Genomic DNA, 25,076 nt, shown 5'->3' with positions numbered 1-25,076 from the left:
TGGCACACAACGTGTCTCACACGCTGATTCGTGGGCGCACATACTACACGAACTTTAGTCTAAATGATTCATCTAGTTTCATCAGCCCTGGTCAGAACAACCCGTGGGATATGGGGGGTTTAAGGATGACGGGGCACCTGATAACCCTCATCTGGCTTGCCCAGCCTCTGCTGGCACCATGTCGCCAGAAACTCTACGCAGACTCTGAGCTTCACGCTGCGATACAGTGGCTCCTGATAAACTGCCCAGATATTTGCGCTCTGCGCATACGCCGGCAGAACCCGAACCAGCTTGCCGCTCGCCAGAAACGGCTGCACATCCCATTGCGAGCGCAGCATAATCCCTTTCCCTTCCAGCGCCCATTGCAGCACAATTTCACCACTGTTTGAGGAGAGGTGCCCGCTTACTTTGACCGACTTTTTCGTTGTTCCATTATCCAGCTCCCATATTCCGTGCGTCATATCACGTTCTTTTGTTACCTGGCAATCATGTCGACTTAATTCCTGCAGGGACTCAGGCATGGAATATTTTTGTAAATACTCCGGGGACGCACACAATATCCTTTTATTCTTCGTTAACAAATGCGCAATATAATAATCAGGAATCTCATCATTAATACGGATATCCAGATCGATATTATCCTGCACCAAATCAATTTGCCGATCGAAGAGCTCAAAGTGAACCTGTAACTCAGGATAGATGCGCATCAATTCAGTAATGGCTGGCGCAATATGGCTACGGCCAAATCCAAAGCTACAACCAATGCGAATCATCCCTTCTGGCCGCATTCTGATTTGCGTGACCTCATCAACTAAGCGCTGGTATTGCGTGAGGATCGCCAGCGCCTGTTCATAGCAGCGCTGCCCGCTTTCCGTGAGCGCGACCGCCCGCGCCGAGCGGTTAAGCAGTGTGGTATCAAGCGTCGTCTCCAGAATCTGAATCCGCTTGGTGACAAACGCCGGTGTCTGCCCCAACGCGGCGGCGGCAGCGCTGAAGCTTCCTGTATGAACAATTTCCACCAGCACTTGCAGATCTTTGGCTAAGGGCCACGTTTTCAGCATCGTCACATTACCCGTGATGTTAATACCCGCAGTGTAATTCGCAAAAAGCGATTAATCCCTGCCCTTGCTCAATTTCCAGCGTCTTTCTTCAGCGTGATTTACGAAGTGTTAATTGCACATTCACAGTACCAAAAAATATAAAACCACATTTTTAGTGTTAGTTTATTGCGGAGAGTTTCTTTCCAGATAAATAAAAGAACTGGAGTTAACAGGATGAGCAATCAAAATAATCAAGCTGCGGTGAATACGCTGACGGAAATTGTCGCTAATTTTACCGCCATGATATCCACCCGGATGCCCGATGACGTGGTGGATAAATTAAAACAGCTGCGGGACGCCGAAACATCCTCCATGGGGAAAATCATCTACCACACGATGTTCGACAACATGCAAAAGGCTATCGATCTTAATCGTCCGGCCTGCCAGGACACGGGTGAAATCATGTTCTTTGTGAAGGTGGGCTCGCGCTTTCCTCTGCTCGGCGAACTGCAACGAATCCTTAAACAGGCAGTAGAAGATGCCACGGTGAAAGCGCCGCTGCGTCATAACGCGGTAGAGATTTTTGACGAGGTGAATACCGGGAAAAATACCGGCAGCGGCGTGCCGTGGGTGACCTGGGACATCATCCCGGATGGCGACGATGCTGAAATCGAAGTTTACATGGCGGGCGGCGGCTGCACGCTGCCAGGGCGCTCGAAAGTGCTGATGCCCTCGGAAGGCTACGAAGGCGTCGTCAAATTCGTCTTTGAAAATATTTCGACGTTAGCAGTAAATGCCTGCCCGCCGGTGCTGGTCGGTGTGGGGATTGCCACTTCCGTTGAAACCGCCGCCGTACTTTCACGCAAAGCCATCCTGCGCCCCATCGGTACCCGTCACCCGAATCCAAAAGCGGCTGAGCTCGAACTGCGTCTGGAAGAGGGATTAAATCGCCTGGGGATTGGTCCGCAAGGACTCACCGGCAATAGTTCGGTGATGGGGGTTCATATCGAATCCGCCGCGCGTCACCCGTCAACGATTGGTGTGGCGGTCTCCACCGGTTGTTGGGCGCACCGCCGCGGCACGCTGCGGGTTCATTCTGACCTCTCTTTCGAAAACCTGTCTCACACCCGGAGCGCGTTATGAAAAAGATCCTGACAACCCCGATCAAAGCCGACGATCTGGAAGACATCCGCGTGGGTGATGTTATCTACCTGACTGGCATGCTGGTGACCTGCCGCGATGTCTGTCACCGCCGCCTGATTGAACTCAAACGCCCTATCCCTTACGACCTGAACGGCAAAGCGATTTTCCACGCCGGGCCGATTGTGCGTAAGAACGGTGAAAAATGGGAGATGGTCTCCGTTGGTCCGACCACCAGCATGAGAATGGAAGCCTTCGAGAAGGAGTTCATTGAGCAGACCGGCGTCAAACTGGTAGTGGGGAAAGGCGGCATGGGACCACTGACGGAAGAAGGCTGCCAGAAATTTAAGGCATTGCATGTGATCTTCCCGGCAGGTTGCGCCGTACTGGCGGCAACCCAGGTTGAAGAGATTGAAGAGGTGCACTGGACGGAACTGGGCATGCCGGAATCACTATGGGTATGTCGGGTGAAAGAGTTCGGGCCACTGATCGTCTCAATAGATACCCACGGCAACAACCTGATCGCCGAAAACAAAAAAATGTTCGCTGAGCGTCGCGGCCCCATCGTCGACGAAATCTGCGAGCACGTGCATTACATCAAATAACCCTTCCGGAGAGACGCGCTGTCTCTCCCTTCATGCAGGGATACGACTATGGCACCATTAACTGGTTGGTGGCGATATCTGGCTCCGCTGGTGGTCATCGCCATTATTGCTGTTTTGCCCGTTCCCGCCGGTCTTGAGAGCCATTCCTGGCTCTATTTTGCGGTCTTTACCGGCGTCATCGTGGGACTCATTCTGGAGCCTGTACCGGGCGCGGTCGTGGCAATGATCGGCATTTCGATCATTGCTGTCCTTTCGCCCTGGCTGCTGTTCAGCCCGGAACAACTTGCCCAGGCGGGTTTCAAATTTACATCCAAAGCGTTGTCGTGGGCGGTGTCGGGTTTTTCCAACTCCGTTATCTGGCTGATTTTCGCCGCCTTTATGTTTGGTACCGGCTATGAAAAAACGGGCCTCGGTCGGCGTATCGCACTGATGCTGGTCAAAAAGATGGGGCACCGCACGCTGTTCCTGGGCTACGCGGTGATGTTCTCTGAGCTGATCCTTTCCCCCGTCACGCCGTCCAACTCCGCGCGCGGCGCAGGGATTATCTACCCGATCATCCGCAACCTGCCACCACTGTATAACTCACAACCTGGCGACGGCAGCGCCCGCTCCATTGGCTCTTACATTATGTGGATGGGGATCACCGCCGACTGTGTGACCAGCGCCATTTTCCTGACGGCGATGGCACCTAACCTGTTGCTGATTGGTCTGATGAAGAGCGCCTCGCATACCGCGCTGAGCTGGGGAGACTGGTTCCTGGGTATGCTGCCGCTGAGTATTCTGCTGGTACTGCTGGTGCCGTGGCTGGCCTATGTGTTGTACCCGCCAGTTCTGAAATCAGGCGATCAGGTACCGCGCTGGGCAGAGGCGGAACTGAAGGCGATGGGGCCGCTCTGCACCCGCGAAAAACAGATGCTGGTGCTGATGGTCGGCGCGCTGGTGTTGTGGATCTTCGGGGGAAGTTATATTGATGCCGCAATGGTCGGCTACAGCGTGGTCGCGCTGATGCTGGTATTACGCATCATCTGCTGGGATGACATCATCAGTAATAAATCAGCATGGAACGTCTTCTTCTGGCTGGCATCGCTGATAACGCTTGCCACCGGCCTTAATGACACAGGCTTCATCACCTGGTTTGGTAAGCTGCTGGCAAACGGACTGAGCGGTTACTCGCCGGTGATGGTGATGGTGGCGTTGATCGTGGTGTTTTATTTATTGCGCTACTTCTTCGCCAGCGCCACGGCATATACCTCCGCACTGGCGCCCATGATGATTGCGGCCGCGCTGGCTATGCCGGACATTCCGTTACCTGTCTTCGGCCTGATGGTTGGCGCGGCAATTGGTCTGGGCAGCATTATTACCCCATATGCGACCGGTCCAAGCCCGATCTACTACGGTAGTGGTTATCTGCCGACGGCGGATTACTGGCGACTGGGCGCCATTTTCGGGCTGGTTTTCCTGGTGTTGCTGGTCATCACCGGGCTGACCTGGATGCCTCTGGTTTTACTTTAACTCCCGCAGGGGCGACATAACGGTCGCCCCGTTGGTTACAAGAAAGGCTTAACGTCACCAACGCCTTCACGCAGCACCACCGGCGCTTCGTCGGTCAGATCAATAACCGTGGTTGGTTGCTGACCGAGATAACCGCCGTGAATGATCAGGTCAACCTGCTTCTCCAGACGGTCTTTAATCTCTTCCGGATCAGACTCAGTAAAATCACTGCCAGGCAACATCAGCGAGGTGGAGAGCATCGGCTCGCCGAGCGCTTCCAGCAGCATCTGCGCAATCGGATTCGACGGCACGCGCATGCCGATGGTTTTACGCTTTTCCTGCAACAGGCGGCGCGGCACCTCTTTCGTGCCCTTAAGAATGAACGTGTAGTTGCCTGGGGTGTTGTTTTTCATCAGGCGAAACGCGACGTTGTCGACATACGCGTAGGTCGACAGCTCGGACAGATCGCGGCACATCAGGGTAAAGTTATGCCCGTCCGGAAGATGACGGATGCGGCAGATGCGTTCCATCGCCCCTTTATCTTCAATTTTGCAACCCAGCGCATACCCGGAATCAGTGGGGTAAACGATAACGCCCCCTTTACGCACGATTTCCACAGCCTGGTTGATCAGGCGGGCTTGCGGATTGTCCGGATGAATATAAAAAAACTGACTCATACTTCCCTCTCACAAATTATTCTGCGGCTGTTCCCAGGTCTGCCACACGCCTTCCACGCCAGCGGGAAGCCACAGCTTGCGGCCGAGTTCAATCCACGGACAGGGCTGATGAAAATCAGAGCCCTGCGATCCCAGCAGACCGTACTGGCGAGCGTAGGTAGCGAGTTGCGCGCGCTCATGGGGTGCCTGCTGACACTGCGCGACTTCCATTGCGTCTCCACCACATTCGGTGAAGTAAGCCAACAGCCTCTTCAGCCATTTGGCGGACAAATCGTACCGACCCGGATGCGCCAGCACCGCTTTACCGCCAGAATGATGAATCACATCAATAGCTTGATCTATTGTACACCACTGCGGCGGAACATAACCCGTTTTCCCGCGCGCAAGGTATTTTTTAAACACATCGGCCATGTTACTGGCTTTTCCCGCCTCCACCAGAAAACGGGCGAAGTGTCCGCGGGTCACCGCCCCGCCGTCCGCCAGCGCCAGCGCGCCTTCCCAGGCACCTGGCACATGGGCTCTTTCCAGCCGTTCAGCAATCAGTTTCGCCCGTTGCTGACGGCGCTCTTTTTGCTCAGCCAGAAAGCCGGTCATTTGCGGATGGTCAATGTCGATGTTCAGACCGACGATATGAATTTCATGATTTTCCCAGACCGTGGAAATCTCCACGCCGGTGATCAGCGTCAGCGGTAAACCGGCGCGGGCGATTTCCGCCTGCGCGGCCGGAATGGCCGCCACGCTGTCATGGTCGGTAATCGCCAGCGTACCGACACGCATTTCATGGGCGCGATGAACCAACTCCTGCGGCGTTAAACGCCCGTCAGAAGCGGTAGTGTGGCTATGCAGGTCGTAAATAATTGCGTAATTGTCGTTATGGTCACTCAAGGTGGCACCCGTTACATCAGTGGGGTCAGCGCCACATCATAGCGGTTCAGACGCTTTTTCTGAAATCAGGGGTTGACTTTATTTTCACGAACTAGTTAACTAGTACACAAGCTCATAAGAAAACGGTATCTCACATGAAAACGCAAATTCGCATGAACGGTGGCTGGTGGCGCACTTCCTGTTAACGGGCAAGTGTTGTACGTCTGCAATCCGCATACAGATACCTGGCCCGCCTACAAGCGGGCTTTTTTTTGAACACCATTTTATCCAGACAGGCGAGAACGAAGATGCAAACACCAAAACCTGCGCTCGAACTTCTGACCAGCAACGCCCTCTATCGGGATAACCCCACCGCGCTGTTTCACCAGTTGTGCGGCGCGCGTCCGGCCACGCTGTTGCTCGAATCTGCAGATATCGACAGTAAAAATGATTTAAAAAGTCTGCTGCTGGTCGACAGCGCCCTGCGCATTACCGCGCTCGGCAATACGGTCACCCTGCAGGCGCTTTCCGACAACGGCGCCGCGCTGCTCGCGCTGCTGGATAACGCGCTGCCATCCGGGATTGAAAACGAACGCCAGCCGATGTCCCGCGTGCTGCGTTTCCCGGCGGTCAGCGCATTGCTGGACGAAGACGCCCGCCTGCGTTCGCTGTCGGTGTTTGACGCCTTCCGCCTGCTGCAGGATCTGGTGACCGTGCCCGCCGGTGAGCGCGAAGCGATGTTCTTCGGCGGCCTGTTTGCCTATGACCTGGTGGCCGGGTTTGAAAATTTACCGCATCTCGACGCTGACAACGCCTGCCCGGACTACTGCTTTTACCTCGCCGAAACGCTGTTGATTATCGACCATCAGGCGAAAAGCACCCGTATTCAGGCCAGCCTCTTCACGCCATCCGCCAGCGAAAAAGATCGCTTAACGCAGCGCATCGCCGAACTTGAGCAGCAACTTAGCGAGCCGGTATCGCCGCTGCCGGTACAGATGATGGCGCACCTGCAGTGCGAATGCGATCAAAGTGACGATCAGTACGGCGCGGTAGTGCGCAAAATGCAGCGCGAAATTCGTGCCGGGGAAATTTTCCAGGTGGTGCCGTCCCGTCGCTTCTCGCTGCCCTGCCCGTCACCGCTCGCCGCTTATGACGTGCTGAAAAAGAGCAACCCCAGCCCGTACATGTTCTTTATGCAGGACAATGACTTCACGCTGTTCGGCGCCTCGCCGGAAAGCTCACTGAAATATGACGCCAGCTCACGCCAGATTGAAATCTACCCGATTGCCGGTACCCGTCCGCGCGGCCGTCGTGCTGATGGCACGCTGGATCGTGACCTCGACAGCCGCATCGAGCTGGAAATGCGGACTGATCATAAAGAGCTTTCTGAACATCTGATGCTGGTTGACCTCGCGCGCAATGATCTGGCGCGCATCTGTACGCCAGGTAGCCGTTACGTCGCTGACTTAACCAAAGTCGACCGCTACTCCTTCGTGATGCATCTGGTTTCCCGCGTAGTGGGTGAACTGCGCAGCGATCTCGACGTGCTGCACGCTTATCGCGCCTGCATGAATATGGGCACGCTGAGCGGCGCGCCGAAAGTCCGCGCGATGCAACTGATTGCCGCAGCAGAAGGCAAGCGCCGCGGCAGCTACGGCGGCGCGGTGGGCTACTTTACCGCTCACGGCGACCTGGACACCTGCATTGTTATCCGCTCTGCGTACGTCGAAAACGGCATTGCCACCGTGCAGGCGGGCGCGGGCGTGGTGCTGGACTCCGTCCCGCAGGCGGAAGCGGATGAAACACGTAATAAAGCACGCGCGGTGGTGCGCGCAATCGCTCAGGCACACCACGCACAGGAGACGTTCTGATGGCTGATATTCTGCTGCTCGATAATATCGATTCGTTTACTTACAACCTGGCGGATCAGCTGCGTTCGAAGGGACACAATGTAGTGATTTACCGTAACCATGTTCCGGCACAAACGTTAATTGACCGTCTGGCGACCATGAAAAATCCGGTGCTGATGCTGTCGCCGGGGCCAGGCGTGCCGTCCGAAGCCGGTTGCATGCCGGAGTTATTGACCCGTCTGCGCGGTAAACTGCCGATTATCGGTATCTGTCTCGGCCATCAGGCGATTGTTGAAGCATATGGCGGTTACGTCGGCCAGGCCGGGGAAATCCTACACGGCAAGGCATCCAGCATTGAACACGACAGTCAGGCGATGTTTGCCGGGCTGCCAAACCCGCTGCCGGTGGCGCGCTACCATTCGCTGGTTGGCAGCGATATTCCGGCCGGACTGACCATCAACGCGCATTTTGGCGGCATGGTGATGGCGGTGCGTCATGATACCGATCGCGTCTGTGGCTTCCAGTTCCACCCGGAATCGATTCTGACCACCCACGGCGCACGCCTGCTGGAGCAGACGCTGGCCTGGGCGCAACAGAAACTGGAGCCGGTCAACACGTTGCAGCCGATTCTGGAAAAACTCTATCAGGCGAAAACGCTGACCCAGCAGGAAAGCCACCAGCTTTTCTCCGCCGTGGTGCGCGGCGAGATGAAGCCCGAGCAGCTTGCGGCGGTGCTGGTGAGCATGAAAGTGCGCGGCGAGCACCCGAACGAAATTGCCGGTGCCGCCACCGCCCTGCTGGAAAATGCCGCGCCTTTTCCGCGCCCCGATTATCCGTTTGCGGATATTGTCGGCACCGGCGGCGACGGCAGCAACAGCATCAACATTTCCACCGCCAGCGCTTTTGTCGCGGCAGCTTGTGGTCTGAAAGTCGCGAAACACGGCAACCGCAGCGTTTCCAGTAAATCCGGTTCGTCCGATCTGTTGGCGGCGTTCGGCATTAATCTGGATATGAATGCTGAGAAATCCCGCGAAGCACTGGATGAGCTGGGCGTCTGCTTCCTGTTTGCGCCGAAATATCACACCGGGTTCCGCCACGCGATGCCGGTTCGTCAGCAGCTGAAAACCCGCACCCTGTTTAACGTGCTCGGGCCGCTGATTAACCCGGCGCATCCGCCGCTGGCGCTGATTGGCGTCTACAGCGCCGAACTGGTGTTGCCGATTGCGGAAACCCTGCGGGTGCTTGGTTATCAGCGTGCCGCCGTGGTGCATAGCGGCGGAATGGACGAAGTTTCCTTGCATGCGCCGACCATCGTTGCTGAACTGAATGATGACGAGATCAGCAGCTATCAACTGACCGCCGAGGACTTTGGCCTGACGCCGTATCGTCAGGAACAACTGGCGGGCGGCACGCCGGAAGAAAACCGTGACATTCTCACCCGTCTGCTACAAGGTAAGGGCGAGGCAGCCCACGAGGCTGCGGTGGCCGCCAACGTCGCGATGTTGCTGCGTTTGCACGGCCATAACGATCTCAAAGCCAATGCGCAACAGGTGATTGACGTCCTGCGCAGCGGTGCAGCGTATGACAGAGTGACCGCACTCGCGGCAAGAGGGTAAATGATGCAGACCGTATTAGCGAAAATTGTTGCCGACAAAGCGATCTGGGTGGAAGCCCGTAAACAGCAACAGCCGCTGGCGACGTTCCAGAACGAGATCATCCCCAGCACGCGCAGCTTTTATGACGCGCTGCAGGGGGCGCGTACCGCGTTCATTCTGGAGTGTAAAAAGGCATCGCCTTCCAAAGGGGTGATCCGCGACGATTTTGACCCGGCGCGTATCGCCAGTATTTACCGGCATCATGCCTCGGCGATCTCCGTGCTGACCGATGAAAAATACTTTCAGGGCAGCTTTGATTTTCTGCCCATCGTCAGCAACATCGCGCCGCAGCCGATTCTGTGTAAGGACTTCATTATCGATCCTTACCAGATTTACCTCGCGCGCTATTACCAGGCCGATGCCTGTCTGCTGATGCTCTCCGTGCTGGATGACGAGCAGTATCAACAGCTCGCCGCCGTCGCCCACAGCCTGAGTATGGGTGTACTGACCGAAGTGAGCAACGAAGAAGAGCTGGAGCGCGCCCTGGCGCTCGGGGCGAAAGTGGTGGGTATTAATAACCGTGACCTGCGCGATCTCTCTATTGATCTCAACCGCACCCGTCAGCTGGCGCCACGTCTGGGTCACGGCGTGACGGTGATCAGCGAATCCGGCATCAATACGTACGCCCAGGTTCGCGAGCTGAGCCACTTCGCCAATGGCTTTCTGATTGGCTCGGCGCTGATGTCCCATGATGATCTCAGCGCCGCGGTACGCCGCGTGCTGTTGGGCGAAAATAAAGTCTGCGGACTGACCCGCGCCCAGGATGCCCAGGCGGCTTACGAAGCGGGCGCCATTTACGGCGGGCTGATTTTCGTCACCTCATCGCCCCGCGTCGTGAACGACGCCCAGGCGCGCGATGTCATCAACGCGGCACCGCTGAGTTACGTCGGCGTGTTCCGTAACGCCACCATTGATGAGGTGGTCGCGAAAGCCACTGCGCTCAAACTGGCCGCGGTTCAGCTGCATGGGGACGAAAATCAGGCGTACATCAATGCGCTGCGCGCGACGCTACCGGAGCAGGTACAAATCTGGAAAGCGCTCAGCGTCGGCGACACGCTGCCCGTCCGCGATTTGAACCACGTCGATAAATACATTTTTGACAACGGCCAGGGCGGTACAGGCGTGCGTTTTGACTGGTCATTGCTCAGCGGCGCCGACCTCAGCAACGTGTTGCTGGCGGGCGGTCTGAGCCCCGATAACTGCGTGGAAGCCGCCAGAAGCGGCGCCGCAGGCCTCGATTTCAATTCAGGTGTAGAGTCGCAACCGGGTATTAAAGATGCCAGCAAACTGGCCTCGGTTTTCCAGACGCTGCGCGCATATTAAGGAGCAATAATGAGCACTTTACTTAACCCGTATTTCGGCGAGTTTGGCGGCATGTATGTGCCGCAAATCCTGATGCCTGCCCTGCGCCAGCTCGAAGAAGCGTTTGTCAGCGCGCAGAAAGATCCGGCGTTTCAGGCGGAATTTACCGACCTGCTGAAAAACTATGCCGGTCGTCCGACCGCGCTGACCAAATGCCGCAACCTGACGGCTGGCACCAACACCACGCTGTACCTGAAGCGTGAAGATCTGCTCCACGGCGGCGCACATAAGACCAACCAGGTGCTGGGACAGGCGTTGCTGGCGAAACGGATGGGTAAAACCGAAATCATCGCCGAGACCGGCGCCGGACAGCACGGCGTGGCCTCAGCGCTCGCCAGCGCCCTGCTCGGTCTGAAGTGCCGCATTTATATGGGTGCAAAAGACGTTGAACGTCAGTCGCCGAACGTTTTCCGTATGCGTCTGATGGGCGCTGAAGTGATCCCGGTGCACAGCGGTTCCGCCACGCTGAAAGATGCCTGTAACGAGGCGCTGCGCGACTGGTCCGGCAGCTACGAAAACGCGCACTATATGCTCGGCACCGCGGCAGGCCCGCACCCGTTCCCGACCATCGTACGTGAATTCCAGCGCATGATTGGTGAAGAGACCAAAGCGCAGATTCAGGAAAAAGAAGGTCGGCTGCCGGATGCGGTCATTGCCTGCGTCGGCGGCGGCTCGAACGCCATCGGCATGTTCGCTGACTTTATCAACGAAACCTCCGTCGGGCTGATTGGCGTGGAGCCTGCCGGTCACGGTATCGAAACTGGCGAGCATGGCGCACCACTGAAACACGGCCGCGTGGGGATCTACTTCGGCATGAAATCGCCGATGATGCAGACCGATGAAGGCCAGATTGAAGAATCTTATTCCATCTCTGCCGGGCTCGATTTCCCGTCCGTCGGGCCGCAGCATGCGTATCTTAACAGCATCGGTCGCGCGGATTATGTCTCTATTACCGATGACGAAGCCCTGGAGGCGTTCAAAGCCCTGAGCCTTCATGAAGGCATTATTCCGGCACTGGAGTCGTCGCATGCACTGGCGCACGCGCTGAAAATGATGCGCGACGATCCGCAGAAGGAGCAGTTGCTGGTGGTGAACCTGTCCGGTCGCGGTGATAAAGACATCTTTACCGTACACGATATTCTGAAAGCGCGAGGGGAAATCTGATGGAACGCTATGACACTTTGTTTGCACAACTGAAGGCCCGCAAGGAAGGCGCGTTTGTTCCCTTCGTCACGCTCGGCGATCCGGGCCCGGAGCAGTCGCTGAACATCATCGATGCACTGATTGAAGCCGGGGCCGACGCGCTGGAGCTGGGTATTCCGTTCTCTGATCCGCTGGCCGATGGCCCGACGATTCAGAACGCCACCCTGCGCGCATTTGCGGCGGGCGTTACCCCGACGCAGTGTTTTGAGCTACTGGCGGCAATCCGCCAGAAACACCCGACCATCCCGATTGGCCTGCTGATGTACGCCAACCTGGTGTTTAACCGGGGTATTGATGCGTTTTACGCCGAGTGTGCCCGCGTGGGTGTCGATTCGGTGCTGGTGGCCGACGTGCCGGTGGAGGAATCCGCTGAGTTTCGCCAGGCGGCGATGCGTCATAATATTGCGCCGATTTTCATCTGCCCGCCGAATGCTGATGACGATTTGCTGCGCCAGATAGCGTCCTTCGGTCGCGGCTATACCTACCTGCTGTCGCGCGCCGGTGTTACCGGGGCCGAGAATCGCGCGGCGTTACCGCTGCATCATCTGGTGGAAAAACTGACCGAATATCACGCGGCCCCGCCGTTGCAGGGATTCGGGATTTCGTCGCCGGATCAGGTCAGCGCGGCCATTGCCGCGGGTGCGGCCGGAGCGATTTCCGGCTCGGCGATCGTGAAAATCATTGAGAAAAATGTCAACAATCACCCGGCGATGCTGGATGAGCTGAAAGCGTTTGTTCGCAACATGAAAGCCGCCACCGCCCGGGCGTGATGACGGTAGCGTAAGTGATGTGAGCACCCGCAATAAAGTTGGGGTTGATATCTTAGATGAGAAATATTATCTTTCTCATTACTGAATAGTTGAGCGAATCACTCAGGTATTCAGTACGACATTGCTCACATTGCTTCCAGTATGACTTGCCCGCACATCGTGCGGGCTTTTTTTTGCTCAGAAGGTTTCGAGGTCGAGATAATCTCGCTCGTAATAGATGATGCTCGCCAGCTCATCGTGGCGGGTATTCAGCGCCAGAATATACTGCCCGCGATCTTTCGCCGGGATATTCCTGCAAATCAGGGTATGCAGTAATTCAAGTTTTGCAATGCAATTACAGGATGCAATTCTGCTCAGTAACATAGATTCAGCCATAGTGATTGATCAAACCCTTTTAGTTGTTATTCCTTTCCATTGGGAGAGGCTAACGTAGCGCAGCACACCGCGAATCAGTAGTGATTTGATTTTATATTTCCTGATTTTTTCTCATCTCTATGACGTATCGGGAAAAAGCTAAGCTGTTGATTCAAAACCACCTCACCGATTTAAGATAAAATAAGGGGAGCCGGAGTTTGCCCCGGCACGATGCGGAATCGTTCAATAACGTTAACCTGATGTTGTGTCATTAACATGAAGGCAATGTCACACGGGGTGCAAAAGTAACAGAATTGATCCTGGTGGGGCGAAGAAAGGAGAAGACGTCTGATGCGGATAACAAAATAACAACTGGCCGCAGAGGGCCAGTTGTTCAGCAGTATTTTTTCTGGAGGGGATTAGAAGCGGTAACCCGCAGAGAACATAAACACCCACGGATCCAGACGCGTGCTGACGGACTGATCCACGCCACCGGCTTTAAATTTCACGTCGGTGTCGATATCCATATACCAGACGGACATGTTCAACAGCCAGTCGCGGTTGATGAGGTAGTCAAGCCCCACCTGCCCCGCAGCGCCCCAGGAGTTGTCCAGACTCAGGTCGCTCAGTCCGGCGTCTTTGCCGGTATCATTGAAATTTTCATCAAAGAACATGGTGTAGTTAATACCTGCACCCACGTACGGACGCCACTGGCTGCTCGCATCACCAAAGTACCACTGCGCCATTAAGGTTGGCGGCAGATGATGTACCGTCGCGATAGTACCGGTCGGGCCGGTGCCGACTTTATGGCGGAACGGCGTTGCAGCCAGCAACTCAATGCCGATGTTTTCCGTTGCCATATACGTGAAGGTTAAACCCAGTTGGGTATTGTTGTTAACATTGAACTCGCCAAGCGCGCCGAGAACGTTATCCGAACCTTCCGTTGGTCGAACTGTTGCACTACCTGCGCGAATAAAGAATTCCCCCTCTTCATGCGCCCATGCCCCGCCAGCAGAAAGTGTGCTTAAAACCAATGCCGCCACAGCTAATTTCTTCATATCCTTACCCTCGTTATGGTTTTACCTGCGCGGAAAATATACTCATTTTTGAGTAGGTGTGATCCAACACAGATCACAATAAATGATTAGATTTAACTTTCATTGATCCAGGTTAATTTTTATAAAACACAATTTGATAATTGAAATCCTATCTATATCAATTTTAAGATTTCCTTACTGGTACAGCGTTATTTTTGCGTTACCCACTTGCGGTGGCAATCGCCGCGGCATACGTTAGCCAGGACAATCTTTCATGATGCGTTTTTTTCAGGTGAGTTATGAGCGAGTTAAATCCGTGCATGACATGCGGTGCCTGTTGTGCGTATTTTCGTGTCTCCTTTTACTGGGCTGAAGCCGACGATGCGGGCGGTTGTGTCCCTGCGTCCCTGACCGAACCCCTGACCCCTTTCCTGCGCTGCATGAGCGGCACTAACAACCGGCAGAGCCGTTGCGCTGCGCTGTCCGGTGAGCCAGGCGTCAGCGTCAGCTGTTCCATTTATGAAAACCGGCCATCACCGTGCCGGGAATTTGCGATGTCCGGTGAAAATGGCGAAGAGAATGACGCCTGTAACCGTGCGCGCGCCCGTTACGGCTTACCTCCTCTTTACAAAGATATGCCTTTCCATACAGGTCTTGATGCTGCCACGCTGGCCTCTTCTGAGTTACAATCACCGCCTCATTAACACCTGCATACTCAAGGAGAGTGCATGTCTATCACGGCGAAGTCCGTTTACCGTGACACGGGTAATTTTTTTCGTAATCAGTTCGTTACGATTTTGCTGATTGCATTGTTGTGCGCATTTATCACGGTAGTGCTTGGCCATGCGTTTTCACCCAGCGAAGAGCAACTCGCTGTCCTGCGCGAAGGCGATAACCTTGAGGGCAGCGTCGGTCTGTTCGAACTGGTGCGAAACATGACGCCGGAACAGCAGCAAATCCTGCTGCGCGCGTCAGCCGCCTCGACCTTTTCCGGGCTGGTGGGTAATGCGATTCTGGCAGGCGGCGTGATGTTGCTTATTCAGCTTATTACCGCCGGGCATCGTGTCAGCGCTCTTCGCGCGATTGGTGCCAGTGCGCCGGTGTTGCCGAAGCTGTTCCTGCTGATTTTACTCACCACGTTCCTGGTGCAGATGGGCGTGATGCTGGTGGTGGTGCCGGGCGTGCTGATGGCCATCGTACTGGCCTTCGCGCCGGTTATGCTGGTGCAGGACAAACAGGGCGTCATTTCGTCGATGCGTAACAGTATTCGCCTCGCGTGGGCAAATATGCGCCTCGTGGCTCCGGCGGTGATCGCCTGGTTGCTGGCAAAAACCGTGCTGCTGCTGTTTGCCGCAGACTTTGCCGTTCTGACGCCGTATGTCGGTGCCGTGGTGGTGAATACATTGAGCAACCTGATTTCCGCCGTGTTGCTTGTCTATTTGTTCCGCCTGTATATGCTGATCCGCAACTAAACTTATTGCAGGCCCGGCTACCGGGCCATGACTGAATAACGGAACCGATGTATGAAGCAGTTTCTGGATTTTTTACCGTTAGTCGTATTTTTTGCTTTCTACAAAATGTACGACATCTATGCTGCCACCACAGCGCTGATCATCGCCACCGCAGTGGTGCTGATTTACAGCTGGGTGCGCTTTCGTAAAATCGAAAAAATGGCCCTCGTCACCTTCGTGCTGGTGGCGGTGTTTGGCGGTCTGACGCTGTTCTTCCATAACGACGAATTTATTAAATGGAAAGTGACGGTGATTTACGCCCTGTTCGCAGGTGCGCTGTTAATCAGCCAGTGGATAATGAAAAAACCGCTGATCCAGCGCATGCTGGGCAAAGAGATCAACCTGCCGGAAGCCGTGTGGTCACGCCTTAACATCGCCTGGGCGGTGTTCTTTATCCTCTGCGGGCTGGCGAATATTTATATCGCGTTCTGGCTGCCGCAGAATATCTGGGTAAACTTCAAAGTCTTCGGCCTGACAGCGCTGACGCTGGTGTTTACGCTATTGAGTGGTGTCTACATCTACCGTCACATGCCGCAGGATGAGCAATAATGACCGATATCGTTAACGCGCCGCAGGGCGAACTCGTTCTGCGGACTCTGGCAATGCCGTCAGACACCAACGCCAATGGCGATATCTTCGGTGGCTGGCTGATGTCGCAGATGGACATCGGCGGCGCGATCATGGCGAAAGAGATTGCCCATGGTCGTGTGGTCACCGTCAGAGTCGATGGCATGACCTTCTTACGCCCTGTCGCGGTGGGTGATGTGGTGTGCTGCTACGCCCGCTGCGTCAAACGCGGCAACACCTCGATTAATATCAACATTGAAGTGTGGGTGAAGAAGGTATCGTCTGAACCGATTGGTCAGCGCTATAAAGCGACAGAAGCCTTATTTATCTACGTAGCGGTCGACAACGACGGGAAACCGCGTCCGTTACCGGCGCTATAAATATTTCCCGGCCGCGCTCTGCGGCCGGTCTCTTTTCAGATAAAGCCCAGCAACGAAAAGAAGAAGTAGCCGACGACAATGAAAATCACCGGCATGATGTACAGCGGAAAGAACTGCAGAAACATCGTGTGATGCGGCACAACAATGCGGGATTCGATCTGCTCGCGGGATAACCCTTCCGACCCTTTCGCCTTTTCCAGAATCAGCTGATCCTCAACCCCTTCGCGAATAAATTTCGCCTGACGACTCATGCGTGCGCCGGAAGCCTGCAATGCCAGCCCGACAAACATCAGCGCAAAGATAATCCAGAACAGGATATTGAGGCTGCTTTTAAAATCCGGTACCGGTGAGTTGTACCAGAACACGTTAAGAAACGGGGTGTTAACGCGAATCATATCAATCATGACATGGGCGAAATCCAGCATCACGGCATCAATACCGGTCTGTTTTTCACTGTGGTCGTACATAAATTTTAAAACGGAGATCAGCGTGGAAACCACTGCCGGGATGAAAATCACCCATCCTGCGATACGTTTGAGTACAGCGATACGTCCAGCTTGTTGATACGTCATGACTTCCCCTTGTAAAAAATCCTGCTCCAGTCTGGCAAAACGAATCGCCCTCATGCTACAGCAGTTAAGTCTACCTGTAGCTGAAATTTTTCGCCCGATCTTTCAGGGGAAATACGTTACCATGAAGGCAATGTTTTCTTCCCGATGACTCTACAGGAGAAGTGGTTATGCCGACCCCGCGTCAAATTCTTGCCGCTATTTTTGATATGGATGGACTGCTGATTGATTCCGAACCCTTGTGGGATCGCGCTGAGCTGGAAGTGATGGCAAGTCTGGGTGTGGATATCTCGCGTCGCGGCGAGCTGCCGGACACGCTGGGTCTGCGCATCGATATGGTCGTTGATCTGTGGTACGCCCACCAGCCGTGGGTAGGCCCGGATCGCGCAGAAGTGACGGATCTCATTATCAACCGCGCCATTTCACTGGTCGAAGAAGAGCGCCCGCTGTTGCCAGGCGTACGCGAAGCGGTAGCGCTGTGTAAAGCGAACGGGCTCAAAGTGGGCCTTGCTTCCGCCTCGCCGCTGCACATGCTGGAAAAAGTGCTCATCATGTTTGACCTGCGCGAACAGTTTGACGCGCTGGCGTCGGCGGAAGCGCTGCCCTACAGCAAGCCCCATCCGCAGGTGTACATCGACTGTGCGGCGAAGCTGGGTGTTGACCCGCTGTGCTGCGTGGCGCTGGAGGACTCCGTTAATGGCATGATTGCCAGTAAAGCGGCGCGCATGCGTTCAATTGTGGTGCCGGACAACGAGCACCGTCAGGATCCCCGCTACATCCTGGCCGACGTCAAACTGAGCAGTCTGCAACAGCTGACGATTCAGGATTTGCGCGGTTAATTACCTCGCGGGCAGCGTTTCACTGCCCGCCCCTTATTTTGCGTGGATTGTGACAAAGAGTTACAACGTCACCACTTCCGGATACTGTATAAAAACCCTATACTGGATGAATCGACAGTTTCATCGGGTTTGACCATGACGGCGGAAGGCCACCTGCTATTTTCCATTGCCAGTGCGGTATTTGCCAAAAATGCTGCGCTGACGCCTGTGCTGGCGCAGGGCGACTGGTGGCATATTGTTCCGTCGGCGGTGCTGACCTGTCTGTTACCGGACATCGACCACCCCAAATCGTTTCTCGGCCAGCGCTTACGCTGGATCTCAAAACCCGTGGCACGCGCCTTCGGTCATCGTGGATTCACCCATAGTCTGCTGGCCGTCTTTGCCGCCCTGACCCTCTTCTACCTGAAAGTGCCTGACAGCTGGATTGTTCCGGCGGATGCGTTGCAGGGCATGGTGCTGGGCTATCTCAGCCATATTGTCGCTGACATGATCACCCCCGCGGGCGTGCCGCTGTTGTGGCCCTGCCGCTGGCGCTTTCGCCTGCCGATTCTGGTGCCGCAAAAAGGTAATCAGCTTGAGCGCGTGCTCTGTATGGCGTTCTTTGCCTGGGCCGTCTGGATGCCGCAGTCGCTACCGGAGAATAGCGCGGTGCGATGGTCGTCCGGGGTGATTAACTCCCTGCAAACCAGCTTTGATCGATTTATAAACCACCAGAGCGGGCAATAAATAGTCAAAAATTTCACTTTTGACATATTCCATTCCATTTGGATATAAGCGGCATGTGACACTTCTGTTACTCTTGCGCCATCAGAGTCGGCCCCGATAAGCCGACCATTAACGTGATTCAGGAGAACGGGATGAACTTTCCATTAGTCGCGAACATTCTCGTGTTCGTGGTTTTGCTGTTTGCTCTGGCGCAAACCCGCCATAAACAGTGGAGTCTGGCAAAAAAAGTGTTAGTCGGTCTGGTGATCGGCGTGGTCTTTGGGCTGGCACTGCAACTGATTTATGGTTCTGACAGTGCGGTACTGAAAGACTCTATCCAGTGGTTCAACATCGTCGGTAACGGCTATGTACAACTGCTGCAAATGATTGTGATGCCGCTGGTCTTCGCCTCGATTCTGAGCGCGGTGGCCCGTCTGCATAACGCCTCTCAGCTGGGTAAAATCAGTTTCCTGACCATCGGCACGCTGCTGTTTACCACGCTGATTGCCGCGCTGGTCGGTGTGCTGGTGACCAACCTGTTCGGTCTGACCGCAGAAGGTCTGGTGCAGGGCAGCGCGGAAACCGCGCGTCTGAACGCCATTCAGAGCAACTATGTTGGCAAACTGGCTGATCTGACCGTGCCGCAGTTGCTGCTCTCTTTCGTACCGAAAAACCCGTTTGCTGATCTGACCGGCGCCAGCCCGACGTCCATTATCAGCCTGGTGATTTTCTCCGCCTTCCTCGGCGTCGCGGCGCTGAAGCTGCTGAAAGATGACGAAGCCAAAGGCAAACGCGTCCTGACCGCTATCGACACGCTGCAGGGCTGGGTGATGAAACTGGTACGTCTGGTGATGCAGTTGACGCCGTACGGCGTACTGGCGCTGATGACCAAAGTCGTCGCGGGCTCCAACCTGCAGGACATCATCAAGCTGGGCAGCTTTGTGATTGCCTCGTATCTGGGCCTGGGCATTATGTTCGTGATCCACGGCATTCTGCTGGGTGTGAACGGCGTCAGCCCGCTCAAGTATTTCCGTAAAGTCTGGCCGGTGCTGACCTTTGCCTTCACCAGCCGCTCCAGCGCTGCGTCTATTCCGCTGAACGTGGAAGCGCAGACCCGTCGTCTGGGCGTGCCGGAGTCGATCGCCAGTTTCTCTGCCTCGTTCGGTGCGACCATTGGTCAGAACGGCTGTGCAGGGCTTTACCCGGCGATGCTGGCGGTGATGGTTGCCCCGACGGTCGGGATTAACCCGCTGGATCCGCTGTGGATTGCCACGCTGGTCGGTATTGTGACTGTCAGCTCCGCCGGGGTTGCCGGTGTCGGTGGCGGTGCAACGTTTGCCGCGCTGATCGTCCTGCCAGCCATGGGCCTGCCGGTGACGCTGGTCGCGCTGCTGATTTCCGTGGAGCCGCTGATTGATATGGGTCGTACCGCGCTGAACGTCAGTGGTTCAATGACGGCGGGCACGCTGACCAGCCAGTGGTTGCGTCAGACGGATAAAACCATCCTCGACAGTGAAGATGACGCCGAGCTGGCGCATCGCTAAAAAACAAAAAATCGCCTTCGGGCGATTTTTTTTCATCAGAAATAACTGAAAAACGTCCTTACGCCTCGCCTATCTCGCCTTCCTGTCGCATCTGTAACGCCCAGCGCTGTGCCGCTTCCGGCCCGCTGAACGCCTGCGACCGGCAAAAGCTGTCGCCCATCATTACAAAGGCAACGTATTTCCCGCGTAACAGCCAGACATCACGGAACCCGTCGACTTTAAGCGCATGATCGGGCGGTGCGGGTTCTACGCGTGGTACATAGCTGATGATGCGTCGGTTTTGCTGGCGATACGGTTTCATAATTGACGAATTCATAATGCAGATACGGCAAACATAAACCTTTATGATAGCCGATCCTGTCCCGCTTCGTAAGGAGCGCCCGCTCGTTTGTTCTATAGTTAGAAGGGTTTTGGTGCAACAACGACCAATTTTCAGCAATGGAAACAGGAGACGAGTGCAATGTCACAAAATGACAAGAACCCCCATCAACACACATCACCGGTGCATGATTCCAGTGAGTCCCGTCCGGGGCTTGATTCGCTGGCGCCGGAGGATGGATCGCATCGCCCTTCCCCGCAACCGAGCGCACCCGGGGAGCAACCCACCACCTCAGGCAGCCTGAAAGCGCCGGATACCCGCAACAAGAAGCTGGACTCCCTGGAGCCGTTTCGTAAAGGCAGCGAAAACTTTCCGCTGACCACCAATCAGGGCGTACGCATCGCGGACGATCAGAACTCACTGCGCGCAGGAACCCGCGGCCCGACGCTGCTGGAAGACTTTATCCTGCGGGAGAAAATCACCCATTTTGACCATGAACGCATCCCGGAGCGTATCGTGCATGCTCGCGGTTCCGCCGCGCACGGTTACTTTCAGCCCTATAAAAATCTCGCGGACATCACAAAGGCCGATTTCCTCTCCGACCCGGATAAAATCACCCCGGTCTTCGTTCGCTTTTCAACCGTTCAGGGCGGTGCAGGCTCGGCAGATACCGTGCGCGATATTCGCGGCTTTGCCACCAAGTTCTACACCGAGGAAGGGATTTTTGACTTAGTCGGTAACAATACGCCCATCTTTTTTATCCAGGATGCATTAAAGTTCCCCGACTTCGTGCATGCAGTGAAACCGGAGCCGCACTGGGCGCTGCCACAAGGGCAAAGCGCCCACGACACCTTCTGGGATTATGTCTCGCTGCAACCGGAGACGCTGCATAACGTAATGTGGGCGATGTCCGACCGCGGCATCCCGCGCAGCTATCGCACCATGGAAGGTTTCGGTATTCACACCTTCCGCATGATCAATGCCGCCGGGAAAGCCACTTTTGTGCGCTTCCACTGGAAACCGATCGCCGGGAAAGCGTCACTGCTGTGGGATGAATCGCAAAAACTCACTGGCCGTGACCCGGATTTTCACCGTCGCGAGTTGTGGGAGGCCATTGAAGCGGGTGATTACCCGGAATATGAACTGGGGCTACAGCTGATCCCGGAAGAGGACGAATTCAAATTTGATTTCGACCTGCTCGACCCGACCAAGCTGATCCCGGAAGCGCTGGTCCCCGTACAATTGGTCGGGAAAATGGTGCTCAACCGCAACCCGGACAACTTCTTTTCTGAGAACGAGCAGGCAGCGTTCCACCCGGGCCACATCGTTCCCGGACTGGATTTCACTAACGATCCGCTGTTACAAGGGCGTCTGTTCTCGTACACCGATACGCAAATCAGCCGCCTCGGTGGGCCGAACTTCCATGAGATCCCCATCAACCGCCCGACCTGCCCGTATCACAATTTTCAGCGTGACGGCATGCACCGGATGGATATCGAAACCAATCCGGCAAACTATGAGCCGAACTCGATCAACGACAACTGGCCGCGCGAAACCCCGCCAGGGCCAAAACGCGGCGGCTTTGAGACGTATCAGGAGCGCGTGGACGGGCATAAAATCCGTGAGCGTAGCCCCTCGTTTGGTGAATATTATTCCCATCCGCGCCTGTTCTGGAACAGCCAGACACCGCAGGAGCAGGAACATATTGTCGGCGCTTTCAGCTTTGAGCTGAGCAAAGTCAGTCGTCCGTATATTCGCGAGCGCGTGGTGGATCAACTGGCGCACATCGACCTGACGCTGGCGCAGGCGGTGGCGGGCAATCTGGGCATCGACCTCACCGACGAACAGCAGCGCATTATGCCGCCGCCGGACGTCAGTGGCGTTAATAAAGATCCAATGCTGAGCCTGTACGCCATTCCGGGCGGGACGGTGAAAGGCCGGGTGGTCGCGGTGCTGCTCAATGATCGCGTGGCCTCCGCCGATGTGCTGACGCTTCTGACCGGGCTGAAAGCCGCAGGCGTGCACGCGAAGCTGCTGTACGCACGCATGGGCGAAGTGACGGCGGATGACGGTTCAGCGCTCCCCATCGCGGCGACGTTTGCCGGTTCCCCTTCCCTGACCGTTGATGCGGTCATCGTGCCTGGCGGTGATATCGACAGCATTCGCCACAACGGTGATGCGCAGTATTATCTGCTGGAAGCCTACAAGCACCTGAAACCCATCGTGCTGGCGGGCGATGCGCGGCAGTTTAAGGAGATCCTGAATGTCAGTGCGCAGGGCGAAGAAGGGATTGTCGAAGACGATGCCGTGTCCACGCAGACGGTGGACGACCTGTTGACGCTGATGGCGGCGCATCGGGTGTGGTCGCGTTCAGCTAAAATTCCGTCGATTCCGGCGTAAAAAAAGCCCGGCGCGCGCAAGGCGGCCGGGCCAGTGTTATACGTCCCGGTAAGTGCCGGGGCGATAGCCTTTTCCGCTCACCGCCTGTTTCAGCGAGGCCGACGTCAGCACGTCCAGCTCCGCGAGGCGCGGATAGCAGTAGGCGCTACCCATGATGGTATTGTCAACAAAGGCCGGATGGCACATCACCTCAAGCGAGCGTTCCCCGCGGGCGGCGGATTTCTCCAGTGTCTCAAGGAACAACGCCTCACTGATGGCGTCGCCATAAAATTCACTGGTGAAACCGTCGCTGCTGCGGATACCGTCGGTATCAAGCTGGTGTAAGGCCGCCAGCCCTCTGTCAACGCGTAACGCCACACCTTTCGCTTTCGCATACGCCGCCACGATCGGAAAAATCTGCGGGATCATATGCACGTGATGATGGCTGTCGAGATGCGTCGGCTCATAACCAAACAGGTCAACAAACCGGTGATACTGACAGTCCAGCTCACGGGCAATCTCGTCCAGCGGCAGCGTGTCGGCTTCCGCCATCTCCCAGATCCATTTTCCCAGCGTGCCGTCGCGGGTCAGCGATGGCATGGAGGACAGCGGCTGGCCGAGGGTTAACACGAAGTGCATCCCGACCGCCAGTTCCGGCAGAGCGCGGCTCAGTTGCGCGGCATGTTCAATCGCCGCGCCGTTCACCAGCGCGGTGGTTGAGGTGACAATACCGTGTTTGCAGGCCTCGACGATCCCATAGTTCTGACCTTTGCTGAGGCCAAAATCATCGGCATTGACGATTAAAACACGTTCCATCTGCACTCCCGTTACGGCTTCAGTTTTTCGATGGTGGTCGCAAAGTTCGGCAGCCACTTCTCATGGGCGAGGATCAGTTCGCGCGCCAGAACTTCTGCGTCGCGATCAGAGTGAACGAGCGGACTCAGGTTGAGCGCCAGCAGCACATCGTTAAACTCACCGCTGAGCGCCGCCTGGCTCGCCGCCACTTCAAAGCCCTTGATGGTGTAAATCAGACCTAACACTTTCTCATCAAAGTGCGTAATGCGGGCATGCGGTTTCGCGCCGTCGCGGCCAAGGATTGCCGTCATTTCTACCGCCCAGTCCGCCGGAATATTATCGATATGGCCATGATGCGGAATGTTAACGTAGTGTTCGGTCTGCTTGTCGTTGTAAATCGCGTTGATCACTTCGCAGGCCGCGTCAGAGTAATAGGCCCCGCCGCGCAGTTCCAGTTCCTTCGGCTTGACGTTAAGGTCAGGATCTTTATACAGCTCGAACAGCTGTTTCTCGACCTTCTTCACCACCTGCGCACGCGCGCCGCCTTTGTAGTACTCACCCATTTCAATCGCCAGCATCTCTTTCTGCTTGAAGTAGTACAGCAGGTACGAGCATGGCAGCAGATTCAGCGAGCGGATCAGCCCTTCGCTGAACGGCAGATCGAAAATATTCTTCACGGAGTTCGCCGTCAGCTTGCCGGAGGCTACGCCGTCCAGCAGTTCGGCAAAGCGTGACTTGCCGTTCACCAGCACATCGCGCAGGAACACCATGTGGTTGAGACCGAACAGGTCAAGTGACAGGTCGTCTTTTTCGATCAGCTTCAGCACATCGGTAACAAACATCTTCATACCGACCGGAATGTTGCAGACGCCAATAAAACGTTTGAAATCAGTGTGACGGTATACCGCTTCCGTGACCATACCAGCCGGGTTGGTGAAGTTGATCACCCACGCGTTCGGGCAGATTTCCTGAACATCTTTAATGATGTCGAAAATTACCGGAATGGTGCGCAGCCCTTTGAACAGACCGGCCGCGCCGTTGGTTTCCTGACCGAGATAACCGTGGCTGAGGGGGATACGCTCATCTTTCTCACGCGCATCAAGCTGGCCGACACGCAATTGCGTGGTCACGAAATCAGCCCCTTCCAGCGCCTGACGGCGATCCAGCGTCTTGAATACCTTCATCGGTACGCCAGCTTTTTCGACCATCCGCAGACAAAGCGCATGAATGATATCAAGTTTCTCTTGCCCGTCTTCAACATCAACCAGCCACAATTCGCTGACCGGCAGTTCGTGATAACGTTTCAGGAAACCCTCAAGCAGTTCTGGAGTATAGCTGCTGCCACCACCAATCGTAACGACCTTCAATTTCTGACTCATAACTTTCTCCCTAGGATTCTCCAGGCTGAGCGAGGGCGACT

25 protein-coding genes and 1 other annotated feature are annotated in these 25,076 nt (G+C 55.7%); of the genes, 16 read left to right on the top strand and 9 right to left on the bottom strand.

What is annotated here, in order from left to right; genetic code table 11:
* Positions 1-119: 119 nt before the first annotated feature.
* Positions 120-1,061 carry an L-tartrate utilization transcriptional activator TtdR gene (gene ttdR, locus AOY23_RS07150; protein WP_054178492.1) on the bottom strand — a complete coding sequence of 314 codons (942 nt, stop codon included), beginning with the start codon at positions 1,059-1,061 and terminating at the stop codon, positions 120-122.
* Positions 1,062-1,274: 213 nt separating this feature from the next.
* On the opposite strand from ttdR, the gene ttdA reads away from it, so the two are divergent.
* From ttdA to AOY23_RS07135, 3 genes are read left to right on the top strand one after another with little or no spacing between them, the layout of a single operon-like run.
* Positions 1,275-2,183: a L(+)-tartrate dehydratase subunit alpha gene (gene ttdA, locus AOY23_RS07145; protein WP_054178493.1), complete on the top strand. Its 909-nt coding sequence runs from the start codon at positions 1,275-1,277 to the stop codon at positions 2,181-2,183.
* Positions 2,180-2,785, top strand: a complete 606-nt coding sequence (ttdB, locus tag AOY23_RS07140) for a L(+)-tartrate dehydratase subunit beta (protein ID WP_054178494.1) — start codon at positions 2,180-2,182, stop codon at positions 2,783-2,785. Before ttdA ends, ttdB begins: the two co-directional genes overlap by 4 nt.
* A gap of 48 nt (positions 2,786-2,833) precedes the next feature.
* A complete protein-coding gene (locus AOY23_RS07135; RefSeq protein WP_054178495.1) occupies positions 2,834-4,297 on the top strand; it encodes an anion permease in 1,464 nt (487 codons plus the stop codon).
* Positions 4,298-4,332: 35 nt separating this feature from the next.
* Here AOY23_RS07135 and AOY23_RS07130 read toward each other — a convergent pair whose 3' ends face one another.
* Both AOY23_RS07130 and rnm read right to left on the bottom strand, forming a co-directional pair.
* On the bottom strand, positions 4,333-4,953 hold the full coding sequence (locus tag AOY23_RS07130; RefSeq protein ID WP_038154311.1) for an L-threonylcarbamoyladenylate synthase: 621 nt from the start codon (positions 4,951-4,953) through the stop codon (positions 4,333-4,335).
* A gap of 9 nt (positions 4,954-4,962) precedes the next feature.
* On the bottom strand, positions 4,963-5,838 hold the full coding sequence (gene rnm / locus AOY23_RS07125; protein WP_054178496.1) for an RNase RNM: 876 nt from the start codon (positions 5,836-5,838) through the stop codon (positions 4,963-4,965).
* Between the two features lie 158 nt (positions 5,839-5,996).
* Positions 5,997-6,091: a sequence feature (Trp leader region), on the top strand.
* 34 nt (positions 6,092-6,125) lie between these two features.
* On the opposite strand from rnm, the gene AOY23_RS07120 reads away from it, so the two are divergent.
* Genes AOY23_RS07120 through trpA form a run of 5 tightly spaced genes read left to right on the top strand, consistent with a single transcriptional unit; the run spans position 6,126 to position 12,657 of the window.
* Positions 6,126-7,688 carry an anthranilate synthase component 1 gene (locus AOY23_RS07120; RefSeq protein WP_054178497.1) on the top strand — a complete coding sequence of 521 codons (1,563 nt, stop codon included), beginning with the start codon at positions 6,126-6,128 and terminating at the stop codon, positions 7,686-7,688.
* Complete coding sequence (trpD, locus tag AOY23_RS07115) at positions 7,688-9,283, top strand: bifunctional anthranilate synthase glutamate amidotransferase component TrpG/anthranilate phosphoribosyltransferase TrpD (protein WP_054178498.1); 1,596 nt, start codon at positions 7,688-7,690, stop codon at positions 9,281-9,283. Before AOY23_RS07120 ends, trpD begins: the two co-directional genes overlap by 1 nt.
* Before the next feature lie 3 nt (positions 9,284-9,286).
* Entirely contained in the window at positions 9,287-10,645 is a 1,359-nt protein-coding gene (trpCF, locus tag AOY23_RS07110; protein ID WP_054178789.1) for a bifunctional indole-3-glycerol-phosphate synthase TrpC/phosphoribosylanthranilate isomerase TrpF, read from the top strand.
* Between the two features lie 9 nt (positions 10,646-10,654).
* Positions 10,655-11,848, top strand: coding sequence for a tryptophan synthase subunit beta (gene trpB, locus AOY23_RS07105; RefSeq protein WP_054178499.1), 1,194 nt, complete (start codon positions 10,655-10,657; stop codon positions 11,846-11,848).
* Positions 11,848-12,657, top strand: a complete 810-nt coding sequence (trpA, locus tag AOY23_RS07100; RefSeq protein ID WP_054178500.1) for a tryptophan synthase subunit alpha — start codon at positions 11,848-11,850, stop codon at positions 12,655-12,657. The genes trpB and trpA overlap by 1 nt, the downstream gene beginning before the upstream one ends.
* A 177-nt stretch (positions 12,658-12,834) precedes the next feature.
* Here the strand turns inward: trpA and AOY23_RS07095 are convergent, their stop codons facing one another.
* Positions 12,835-13,020: a hypothetical protein gene (locus tag AOY23_RS07095; RefSeq protein WP_152958465.1), complete on the bottom strand. Its 186-nt coding sequence runs from the start codon at positions 13,018-13,020 to the stop codon at positions 12,835-12,837.
* 410 nt (positions 13,021-13,430) lie between these two features.
* Positions 13,431-14,069 (bottom strand): outer membrane protein OmpW, encoded by a 639-nt coding sequence (gene ompW / locus AOY23_RS07090; RefSeq protein ID WP_054178502.1) that lies wholly within the window; start codon positions 14,067-14,069, stop codon positions 13,431-13,433.
* Between the two features lie 278 nt (positions 14,070-14,347).
* Here ompW and AOY23_RS07085 point away from each other — a divergent pair, with 278 nt between their 5' ends.
* From AOY23_RS07085 to yciA, 4 genes are read left to right on the top strand one after another with little or no spacing between them, the layout of a single operon-like run.
* Positions 14,348-14,752 (top strand): YkgJ family cysteine cluster protein, encoded by a 405-nt coding sequence (locus AOY23_RS07085; protein WP_054178503.1) that lies wholly within the window; start codon positions 14,348-14,350, stop codon positions 14,750-14,752.
* A 24-nt stretch (positions 14,753-14,776) separates the two neighbouring features.
* Positions 14,777-15,520 (top strand): YciC family protein, encoded by a 744-nt coding sequence (locus AOY23_RS07080; protein WP_054178504.1) that lies wholly within the window; start codon positions 14,777-14,779, stop codon positions 15,518-15,520.
* 51 nt (positions 15,521-15,571) lie between these two features.
* A complete protein-coding gene (locus AOY23_RS07075) occupies positions 15,572-16,108 on the top strand; it encodes a septation protein A (RefSeq protein ID WP_054178505.1) in 537 nt (178 codons plus the stop codon).
* Positions 16,108-16,506 carry an acyl-CoA thioester hydrolase YciA gene (gene yciA / locus AOY23_RS07070; protein WP_054178506.1) on the top strand — a complete coding sequence of 133 codons (399 nt, stop codon included), beginning with the start codon at positions 16,108-16,110 and terminating at the stop codon, positions 16,504-16,506. Before AOY23_RS07075 ends, yciA begins: the two co-directional genes overlap by 1 nt.
* A 35-nt stretch (positions 16,507-16,541) precedes the next feature.
* Here yciA and AOY23_RS07065 read toward each other — a convergent pair whose 3' ends face one another.
* A complete protein-coding gene (locus AOY23_RS07065) occupies positions 16,542-17,078 on the bottom strand; it encodes a YniB family protein (protein WP_054178507.1) in 537 nt (178 codons plus the stop codon).
* 167 nt (positions 17,079-17,245) lie between these two features.
* Between AOY23_RS07065 and hxpB the strand changes: the two genes are divergently transcribed.
* The 3 genes from hxpB (at position 17,246) to AOY23_RS07050 (ending at position 20,163) form a co-directional block, all read left to right on the top strand.
* Entirely contained in the window at positions 17,246-17,914 is a 669-nt protein-coding gene (gene hxpB, locus AOY23_RS07060; RefSeq protein ID WP_054178508.1) for a hexitol phosphatase HxpB, read from the top strand.
* Between the two features lie 135 nt (positions 17,915-18,049).
* Positions 18,050-18,640, top strand: a complete 591-nt coding sequence (locus AOY23_RS07055) for a metal-dependent hydrolase (protein WP_054178509.1) — start codon at positions 18,050-18,052, stop codon at positions 18,638-18,640.
* Between the two features lie 131 nt (positions 18,641-18,771).
* Entirely contained in the window at positions 18,772-20,163 is a 1,392-nt protein-coding gene (locus tag AOY23_RS07050) for an L-cystine transporter (protein WP_054178510.1), read from the top strand.
* Between the two features lie 58 nt (positions 20,164-20,221).
* Here the strand turns inward: AOY23_RS07050 and cedA are convergent, their stop codons facing one another.
* Positions 20,222-20,479, bottom strand: a complete 258-nt coding sequence (gene cedA / locus AOY23_RS07045; protein WP_072170943.1) for a cell division activator CedA — start codon at positions 20,477-20,479, stop codon at positions 20,222-20,224.
* 144 nt (positions 20,480-20,623) lie between these two features.
* Between cedA and katE the strand changes: the two genes are divergently transcribed.
* Positions 20,624-22,882, top strand: coding sequence for a catalase HPII (gene katE / locus AOY23_RS07040; protein ID WP_054178512.1), 2,259 nt, complete (start codon positions 20,624-20,626; stop codon positions 22,880-22,882).
* 36 nt (positions 22,883-22,918) lie between these two features.
* Here katE and chbG read toward each other — a convergent pair whose 3' ends face one another.
* Together chbG and AOY23_RS07030 are read right to left on the bottom strand one after the other, a co-directional pair.
* Positions 22,919-23,677 carry a chitin disaccharide deacetylase gene (gene chbG / locus AOY23_RS07035; RefSeq protein ID WP_054178513.1) on the bottom strand — a complete coding sequence of 253 codons (759 nt, stop codon included), beginning with the start codon at positions 23,675-23,677 and terminating at the stop codon, positions 22,919-22,921.
* Between the two features lie 11 nt (positions 23,678-23,688).
* On the bottom strand, positions 23,689-25,035 hold the full coding sequence (locus tag AOY23_RS07030) for a 6-phospho-beta-glucosidase (protein WP_054178514.1): 1,347 nt from the start codon (positions 25,033-25,035) through the stop codon (positions 23,689-23,691).
* Positions 25,036-25,076 lie beyond the last annotated feature (41 nt).

Origin of the sequence: Trabulsiella odontotermitis (assembly GCF_001297775.1) — a bacterium.
Lineage (GTDB): Bacteria > Pseudomonadota > Gammaproteobacteria > Enterobacterales > Enterobacteriaceae > Trabulsiella > Trabulsiella odontotermitis.
This window is presented reverse-complemented; position numbering and strand designations above follow the sequence as displayed.